Annotated in this window: 6 protein-coding genes and 1 pseudogene; 2 read left to right on the top strand and 5 right to left on the bottom strand. The window is 67.1% G+C overall.

Translation table 11 applies throughout. From position 1 onward, the window contains the following. The 4 genes and pseudogenes from BJQ90_RS10925 to BJQ90_RS10910 all read right to left on the bottom strand — a co-directional run. A pseudogene (locus BJQ90_RS10925) lies at positions 1–360 on the bottom strand (hypothetical protein); the annotation flags it as partial. Between the two features lie 2 nt (positions 361–362). Further along, positions 363–1,331, bottom strand: a complete 969-nt coding sequence (locus BJQ90_RS10920; protein WP_226760306.1) for a sugar ABC transporter permease — start codon at positions 1,329–1,331, stop codon at positions 363–365. Next, positions 1,328–2,980, bottom strand: a complete 1,653-nt coding sequence (locus tag BJQ90_RS10915; protein WP_226760305.1) for an ABC transporter permease subunit — start codon at positions 2,978–2,980, stop codon at positions 1,328–1,330. Before BJQ90_RS10915 ends, BJQ90_RS10920 begins: the two co-directional genes overlap by 4 nt. 123 nt (positions 2,981–3,103) lie before the next feature. Then, positions 3,104–4,414, bottom strand: coding sequence for a maltose ABC transporter substrate-binding protein (locus BJQ90_RS10910; RefSeq protein ID WP_226760304.1), 1,311 nt, complete (start codon positions 4,412–4,414; stop codon positions 3,104–3,106). Between the two features lie 339 nt (positions 4,415–4,753). Between BJQ90_RS10910 and BJQ90_RS10905 the strand changes: the two genes are divergently transcribed. Both BJQ90_RS10905 and BJQ90_RS10900 read left to right on the top strand, forming a co-directional pair. Beyond that, positions 4,754–6,535 carry a glycoside hydrolase family 13 protein gene (locus BJQ90_RS10905; protein WP_226760303.1) on the top strand — a complete coding sequence of 594 codons (1,782 nt, stop codon included), beginning with the start codon at positions 4,754–4,756 and terminating at the stop codon, positions 6,533–6,535. A 2-nt stretch (positions 6,536–6,537) separates the two neighbouring features. After that, entirely contained in the window at positions 6,538–7,569 is a 1,032-nt protein-coding gene (locus BJQ90_RS10900) for a LacI family DNA-binding transcriptional regulator (RefSeq protein WP_226760302.1), read from the top strand. Positions 7,570–7,637: 68 nt separating this feature from the next. On the opposite strand, the gene BJQ90_RS10895 is transcribed toward BJQ90_RS10900, so the two are convergent. Beyond that, positions 7,638–8,135, bottom strand: a complete 498-nt coding sequence (locus tag BJQ90_RS10895) for an SRPBCC domain-containing protein (protein ID WP_226760307.1) — start codon at positions 8,133–8,135, stop codon at positions 7,638–7,640. Positions 8,136–8,340: the final 205 nt, after the last annotated feature.

The following is an 8,340-nucleotide window of genomic DNA, read 5'->3' as shown; positions in this document are numbered from 1 at the left end:
GCCGGGTCCACCGACGCCTTGCCCACCCCCGTCGGGCTCGGCCGGCACATCCGGGACTTCCAGCAGGAAGCGGTACCGGGCCACCGGATTGGTGACCGGCATGGGCGCCTCCCACCAGACCCAGCCGTCGGCATCCCCGAGGCACGTGCCAGGCTGGTAACGGGGCTCGCCGTCGTGGATCGAGCGGAGCCAGACCCGGGTGGCATGTCCCCAGCCGGCCGGCACCCGGACCCGCAGCATGGCCTCGTCCCCGAGCGCGGGGTGCTGCGGGGCGTGCAGGCCCGAGCCGTCGTGGTGCGGCAGCGGCCCCGCGAAGCCGATCCCGGCTGAGCCAAGTGCCGTCACGCCCGGAACGCTCATGCCTAGCCCTTCACCGAGCCCTGGGTGAGGCCGCTGACGATGTAGCGCTGCAGGAACAGGAACAGTGCCATCACCGGCACGGCTGCCAGCACCGCCCCCGCGGCAAAGACGCCCCAGTTCTCGGACCGCTGCTGGGCCACGAAGGAGTAAAGACCGACGGCGAGGGTCTGGCTGTCCGGATCCGTGAGCACGACGCTGGCGATCACGAATTCGCCGGAGATGCCGATGAAGGACAGCAGCCCCACGACGGCCAGGATCGGGGTAACCAGGCGCATGATGATGCCGAAGAAGATCTGCGAGTGGCTGGCGCCGTCGATCTTGGCTGCCTCGTCGAGGGACTGCGGGACGGTGTTGAAGAAGCCGTACATCAGGTAAGTGTTCACGCCCAGGGCGCCGCCGAGATACACCATGATAAGGCCCAGCTGGCTGCCGAGGCCGAGCGCCGGAATGACCTCGGAGATGCCGCTGAGCAGCAGGAAGATGGCGACGACGGCGAGCAGCTGCGGGAACATCTGCAGCAGCAGCAGGCTCAGCAGGCCGATCCGGCGGCCCTTGAACCGCATCCGGGAGAACGCGTACGCCGCCATGGCGCCGAGGAAGACCGTCGCCGCCGACGTCACGACGCCCACCACCATGGTGTTCACGAACCAGCGCGCGTAGGGTCGGGCGGGGTTGTTGAACAGTTCGCTGAAGTTTCCGAAGTCGATCCGGCTGAACAGCGCGTTGGAGCCCACCAGCGTGCCGGTGGAGTTGAACGCCGCGGAGAGCACGTAGAGCAGCGGGAAGATCGCGAAGATGGTCACCGCGATGCCGACGAGGTGCCGCCAGCCCTTGTCCCTGAACCAGACGCCGAAGGGGCGCCGGCGCTGCAGCGCCTTGAGCTGTTCGACGTCGGTGGTGCTTCCTGTTGTTGTATCCCCGGCGCCGGCCGGAGCCGCTGTGCTGACGGTACTTGCTGCTGACCCGTTCATGAGTTCACGTCCTCGAGTGCCTTGGTCTGCTTGAAGCTGATGGCCGAAACCGTGGCCACGATGATGAAGATGATGATGGCCAGGGCGCTGGCGAGGCCGTAGTCACGCCCGGTACCCTGCCCGAACGCCACCTTGTAGACCAGGGTGATCAGGATGTCCGTCGCCCCGATGTCCCGGTCTGTGTCGGCGAAGCGCGGGCCACCGCCGGTGAGCATGAAGATCACGTTGAAGTTGTTGAAGTTGAAGGCGAAGGAGGAGATCAGAAGCGGCGCTATCGAGACCAGCAGCAGGGGAAGTTTGATGGAACGGAAGACCCGCCACGGGCCTGCACCGTCCATTCGGGCGGCTTCGTCGAGCTCCGTCGGCAGCGACTGCAGTGCGCCGGTGCAGACCAGGAACATGTACGGGAACCCAAGCCACAGGTTGACCACCAGCACGCTGATCTTGGCCAGGAGCGGGTCCGTGAGCCAGCCGATGGTGGCGCCGCCCAGCAGGGTCTGGTTGAGCCAGCCGAACTGCGGGTTGAGGATGCCGGACCAGACCAGTCCGGACAGGAATGCCGGGAAGGCGTAGGGCAGGATCATCAGGATCCGGTACACCTTCTTGCCGCGCAGGTCCTCCCGGTTGAACGTGATGGCCAGGAACAGGCCCATGGCGAAGGTCAGCGCAACGGAGGCGATGGCGAAGGTGAAGGTCCAGAGGATGACACCCAGCAGCGGACCGCGCAGGCTGGGATCGGTGAAGGCTCGGACGAAATTGTCCATGCCGACCTCGATTTTCCACCCGGTGGTGAGGGTCTCGCCGTTGTCTGCCGCGAAGGCGCCCTTCCCGTTGTCCCGGTAGAGCACGCCGGTGTCGGTGTCGGTGAAGGTGTCTGCCGCGGCGTCGTAGGTCAGGGCGGGCTTGAACTGGTAGGCGTTGCTGCCGTCTGCGGTGCGCAGCGTCCCGTCCGCCGGGTCCGCGGAAACCGGGACCGTGATGGCCAGGATGCTCTGCTGGTTCGCGACGATCTCCTGGAAGGTCAGCGTCCGGTAACCGTCCACGGCGTTGGCTTTGCCGGTGGAGTCCTTGCCGGCACCGGAGACTTCCTCCAGGGGCGCCTGCGTGGTGCCGATCGAGACCTTGCCCTGCGGATCGGTGAACAGCAGGTAGAAGGAGTTGTCCTTGGCAAGGACGGCAGCCTTGTAGGCGGGTGAATCGGGGACGCGTTTCTGCGCGGTGAGCTGGATGGCGGCGATCGCATCATCCTTGGTGCTGTTGTGGCCGTCGCCGTAGTTGGTGAAGGCGATGTAGCCGCTGAACAGGACCACGAAGACCTGGAAGACCAGCAGGAACAGCACGCCGGGGGCGAGGTACTTCGCGGGAAGGCCGCCCTTGCGCAGGTAGATCCAGTTGATCACCAGCACGACGGCGGAGGAGACTGCCAGCGCACCCCACGACTCGCTGAGGAAAAGCATCATCAGGACGTAGACGGCCAGTGCGTCCACGAGGCCCAGCAGCACGATCTTGGCAACGGTGCCCTTGGTGGTGTCCGCGCCGAAGCGGCGGCGCCCCGCGCCCGGGCCGCCTGGCCGTCCGGCGGGGCCGGAGCCGTCGGGGTCCGTTGCTGAGGCCGCGCCGGCGGCCTGGCGGAGTTCGGTATCTGTCATGGCTGTCTACAGTCCTTGGGGAAGCTCGTGGTGGTGCAGGAACGGTCCGGGCGGCATCGCTGCCGCCCGGACCGGGCTTACCGGTTCGTGTCCGTCCGGGAACGTCCGGAACCGGTGCGGGGACTAACCCGCGATTTTTGCCTTGATGCTGGCGGCCATCTTGGCCCAGTCGGCGGCCGGGTCGCCCTGGCCCTTGATCAGGGCAAGCTCGGTGGCTCCCCAGTCTGCCCAGACGGCGCTCATTTCCGGGATTGCCGGCATCGGGACGCCGGTGGCGCCGATCTTGCCGAAGGCTGCCACGATGGGATCGCTGGCGGCCTTCTCGAAGGATGCCTTCAGTGCCGGCGGGCGGCCTCCGGCCTTGTACATCGAGTCCTGGGCGTCCTCGGAGGTGAGGTAGTTGGTCACGAACTCGTTGGTGGCCAGCGCGTTGGCGCTCTTGGCGCTGATGAAGAAGCCGTTGACGCCGATGAACGGCTGGGCCGGCTTGTCACCTGCGGCCGGCAGGGCGTCCACAGCGAACTTGATGCCCTTCTTCTGCACGTCCGGCACGTTCCACGGTCCCGTCAGGAAGTACGGGGACTCCCCGGCCAGGAACTTCTCCTTGGCAATGTCACCGGTGATGTTGGAGTTGATGATCTTTTCGCCGGCATCGCCCCAGGCTGCCAGCTTCTTGGCGAACTCAACACCGGCGGCGTCGCCGATCAGGAGCTGCTTGGGATCGTAGCCGCCGTCGGCAGCAAGGCCGAAGACCTGCGAGCCCATGGAGGCCTGCAGCGGGTACAGGTGGTAGGGGTCGCCCTGCTTGGGATCCATGCCGACCAGGAACGGGAACTGGGCCTTGCCGTCGGCGACAGCCTTCTTGCCGTTCGTGATGACTTCGTCAAAGGTCTTGGCCGCTGCGGGCACCAGGTCGGTGTTGCGCAGCAGCGCGATGTTCTCAATCGCGTACGGGACGCCGTAGACGGAACCGTTGAAGGTCATGGCCTTCACGGCGGAGTCCTGGAAGCCGGACTTCTTGTCGCCGAGTTCAACCGGGGCAATGACGCCGTTCTGGACGAACTTGCCTACCCAGTCGTGCGGGCCGACGATCAGGTCCGGGCCTTTGCCCGTGGGGACCTGGGTGATGAAGTCGTCGCGGACGGCGGCGAAGTCCTTGACCACGAGCTTCACTTCGATGCCGGTGTCAGCCTGGAACTTGGCGGTGATGTCCTTCAGCGCGGGTGAGCGCTCGGCATCAACCCACATGGTGATGGTGCTGGCCCCGGCCGACTTGAGGTCGGGCTTGGCCGTGGCCGTGGCCGTGGCGGTTGCCGGTGCCGTGGCGGCGGCGCCGCCGCAGGCGCTCAAAGCCAGCGCGGCAACTACGGAGATTGCACCGGCCGTGAAAACCCGGCGGCTGGTCCCGGTGGTGAGGGTGTTCTGCACCTTCATTGGTGTCCCTTTCATAATGTCCTGCATCCACGCTGAAGGCCCTGGCGGAAAGCTCCTGGTGGGGAGTCCAGGGCCGGGTGGCATCATCGGTGATGTGGCTCACAACTGCAAGCGCTTCCAAAGTACACGGTGACTATGACTTTGGAAAGTCACACTACTGGCGAGTAACACCGGTGGTCGAATCAGCCCCGCCAACCCGCCGCCTCAGGATGGAGCCGCACTTCAGTGCCCTGAGAGGGCACGGCGGCGGGGATTATCCAGACGCTGGCAAAAACGGCGCACCGAATCTATGTGTGGAAGCGTTTTCAATTCCGAGGGTTCAGCCTTACGATTACCGGCATGTCCGTTGACTCAGCACTCATCGCCCCCGCCGAACTGGCCGGGCCCCTGACCAGCCCCTTGACGCCGGTCCACGCCGCAGACCACCTCCCCGGCTGGTGGCGCTCGGCCGTGATCTACCAGGTGTACCCGCGCTCGTTCCGGGACCTGAACGGCGACGGCGTTGGCGACCTCGCCGGGATCACCGCGGAACTGCCAAAGCTGGCCGAACTGGACATCGACGCCGTCTGGCTCTCGCCGTTCTACCGCTCACCGCAGCGCGACGCCGGCTACGACGTCAGCGATTACTGCGACGTCGATCCCCTCTTTGGCACGCTGGCGGACTTCGACGCCATGATGGCCGAGGCCACGCGGCTGGGCCTGCGGATGATCGTGGACCTCGTCCCCAACCACTGCTCGGACCAGCACGTCGCCTTCCGGGCAGCCCTGGCCGCGCCCGCCGGCAGCCCGGAACGGGACATGTTCATCTTCCGCGACGGCCGCGGACAGTTCGGCGAGGAGCCGCCGAACAACTGGCAGTCCCACTTCGGCGGCCCGGCCTGGACCCGGATCGCGGAACCCGACGGCACACCGGGCCAGTGGTACCTGCACCTCTTCGACACCTCCCAGCCGGACTTCAACTGGGACAACGACGCCGTGCACGAGGAATTCGAGCGGGTCCTGCGTTTCTGGCTGGAGCGCGGCGTCTCCGGCTTCCGGGTGGACGTCGCCCACGCCCTCGTCAAGGCCCCGGGCCTGCCGGAGTGGGGCGGCCGCGCCGACGGCAACAGCTGCGACGGCTACCCCGGCCATGACGCCCCGATGTTCGGCCAGCCGGCCCTGCACGACATCTACCGCAAGTGGCGGCGGATCCTGGCCGAGTTCGGCCCGGACCGCATCCTCTGCGCGGAAGCGAACGTGGATCCGCTCCCCCGACTGGCCGACTGGGTCCGGCCGGACGAAATGCACCAGGCCTTCAACTTCCCGTACCTGCACACGGGCCTGGACGTCCACCGCATGCGCGGCGTCATCACCGAATCCCTGGCTGCACTGGACTCCGTCGGAGCCCCCACCACCTGGGTGCTCTCCAACCACGATGTGGTCCGGCACGCGACCCGGTTCGGATACGACGGCCCCGCACCGCGCGACGGCGACGGGATCGGCAGCTTCGATCCCCAGCCCAACGAGGCACTGGGCCGCTCCCGGGCCGCAGCCGCTTCCATGTTCATGCTTGGCCTGCCCGGCGGCGCCTACCTCTACCAGGGTGAAGAACTCGGCCTTCCCGACGGGATCGACATCCCGGACCAGCAGCGCCAGGATCCCACCTTCGCCCGCACCGGCGGCGAACGGCTGGGCCGTGACGGCTGCCGTGTGCCGCTGCCGTGGCGCGCCGCGGAACTTCATGCAGGATTTGGCGACGGCGCCGCCCCCTGGCTTCCGCAGCCGGCAAGCTTTGTGGGACTGGCCCGTGATGCCCAGGCCGCCTCGCCGTCGTCGCACCTCAACCTCTACCGGCGCATGCTCGTGGCCCGCCGCGAACTCGGCCTCGGCCAGGGTTCGCTCGCCTGGGCTGAGGAATGGTGCACGGACAGCTGCCTGGCGTACCTGAACGGGACCACCCTGGTGCTGCTCAATGCCGGGCAGGACGCAGTCGACCTGCCGGCCGGCCGGGTGCTGCTGCGCAGCTCCCAGGACTCCGCGGGAGAATGGCTCGAGTCATCTGAACCGGGCGGCTCCGGGCATCGGTTAGGCTCAGGGGAAACTGTTTGGCTGGAAATCTACATCGAGGACGCGGAGAGCTAAGAATGCCCGGCATCAAGGACGTCGCTGAGCGCGCTGGCCTCTCCATAGCCACCGTTTCGCGGGCCTTGAGCGGCAAGGGCAATGTCTCAACCCGCAGCCGGGAACGTGCGCAGGCGGCCGCGGCCGAACTCGGGTTCGTCCTGTCCTACCATGCCTCCAGCCTGGCCTCCGGACGGAACCACAACGTCGGCGTCGTGGTTCCGTCCGTGCACCGCTGGTTCTTCTCCTCGGTGGTGGAAGGGGTCTCGGCGACCTTGCTGGACGCGGGGTACGACCTCACGCTTTACAACGTCAGCGAGGGACAGGAACGCCGTCACAGCGTCCTGAACGACTTTCTGCTGCGCAAGCGTGTGGATGCGGTAATTGCGGTCTCGCTGGAGCTCAGCGAGGCCGAAATCCAGCAGCTGCTCGCGATCCACCGGCCGATCGTCGGGATCGGCGGCCCGCTGCCCGGGGCTTCGACCATCCGCATCGACGATTCGGGGATCGCGCAGGCCGCGGCCCGCCACCTGATCCAGCTCGGCCACAGCAAAATCGCCCATATGACCGGTGACGCCGCCTACGAGAAGGATTTCCGGCTGCCGGGAACCCGCCAGGGCGGATTCAAAAAAGCCATGAAGGACGCCGGACTGGCGGTCCGCCCGGAATGGCAGGTCTCCGCTGACTTCACCATTCAAGGCGCCTACGCCAGCGCCCGGCAATTGCTGGGCGGCTCCGTGGAACGCCCGACGGCCGTCTTCGCGGCGTCCGACGAGATGGCGATCGGCACGATTCTCGCCGCCCGCGATTTCGGACTCCGGGTGCCTTACGACCTGTCCGTGATCGGCATTGACGGCCACGAACTGGGAGAGGTCTTTGGGCTCACCACGATCGACCAGGACGCCCGCGGCCAGGGTGCGGTGGCGGTCCGCCGCCTGTTGGCCGGACTCGACGGAGTCGGGGACCCCGGCGCGGCCGACACCGAGTTCCCGACACGCTTCGTGATCCGTTCCAGCACCGCCGTCCCTCCCGTGGACGCAGTGCCGCTGCGCTGAGCGCTGATGTTTTCCCTGCGACCGCTGCGCCGCCACACGGCCCTGCAGCCGTGCAGGCTCGTGCAGGCTCAGCCAGCGGTCCCCATAAAGCGCACGAAGCGGTCCAGCACCACCGGCCAACCCGCGGCGTATTCCGCCCGTGTCGCCGCAGGATCCTCGGCGCCTTCCCATCCGCTGTGGACGAGGCGCAGTTCCGTGCCGCCCTCGACGGCACGGAACGCGACGCGAAGCTCCGTAGACCACACGGCCGACGATCCGGGGTGCCAGCTGGCGTGGAAGGACAACGGGGGCTGCCAGTCGTCAATGGACCCCCAGATGGCCGTCCGGCCGTCGTCCGCGCTCTCCAGGATCAGATGCTCTTCGAACTCAACGTAGGAGCTGGCCCCGAAGACGCTGTGCTCCTCGAGCGGCCACCAAAGGTGGGTGTGTTCGGTGAAACCGACAAAGGCGCGGGCGACCGCACCCGGAACGATGACGGTACAGACGACGGGGTCCAGTCCGCCTGCCGCTGCCGGCTCCGGTGTCTCGGGAGCGTCAGAGGCTGCGTGGCTGAAGAGGTTGTCCATGGTCATCAACTCTACCTGCGGCCCGACGCCCCCTCGTTTCCGGCGGCTCGCTTCCGGCGGCGTTGCGTAGCCGGGATGCCCGGGATCTGCGGGGTCCGGAAGAGGGCCCCGCCGCGGATCGAAACAGGTGTTAAATGCGGGAGAGCCCCGACCGTTGTGGTTGGGGCTCTCGACCGTTTAATGATGTTCCGGCGGTGACCTACTC

Source organism: Arthrobacter sp. SO3, assembly GCF_020532825.1.
In the GTDB taxonomy this organism is placed as follows: domain Bacteria; phylum Actinomycetota; class Actinomycetes; order Actinomycetales; family Micrococcaceae; genus Arthrobacter.
This window is presented reverse-complemented; position numbering and strand designations above follow the sequence as displayed.

Bases quoted from the DNA above. Each gene is read 5' to 3' on its own strand.
- BJQ90_RS10910 (WP_226760304.1), bottom strand. From the start codon at position 4,414: ATGAAGGTGCAGAACACCCTCACCACCGGGACCAGCCGCCGGGTTTTC.
- BJQ90_RS10905 (WP_226760303.1), top strand. From the start codon at position 4,754: ATGTCCGTTGACTCAGCACTCATCGCCCCCGCCGAACTGGCCGGGCCC.
- BJQ90_RS10915 (WP_226760305.1), bottom strand. From the start codon at position 2,980: ATGACAGATACCGAACTCCGCCAGGCCGCCGGCGCGGCCTCAGCAACG.
- BJQ90_RS10895 (WP_226760307.1), bottom strand. From the start codon at position 8,135: ATGGACAACCTCTTCAGCCACGCAGCCTCTGACGCTCCCGAGACACCG.
- BJQ90_RS10920 (WP_226760306.1), bottom strand. From the start codon at position 1,331: ATGAACGGGTCAGCAGCAAGTACCGTCAGCACAGCGGCTCCGGCCGGC.
- BJQ90_RS10900 (WP_226760302.1), top strand. From the start codon at position 6,538: ATGCCCGGCATCAAGGACGTCGCTGAGCGCGCTGGCCTCTCCATAGCC.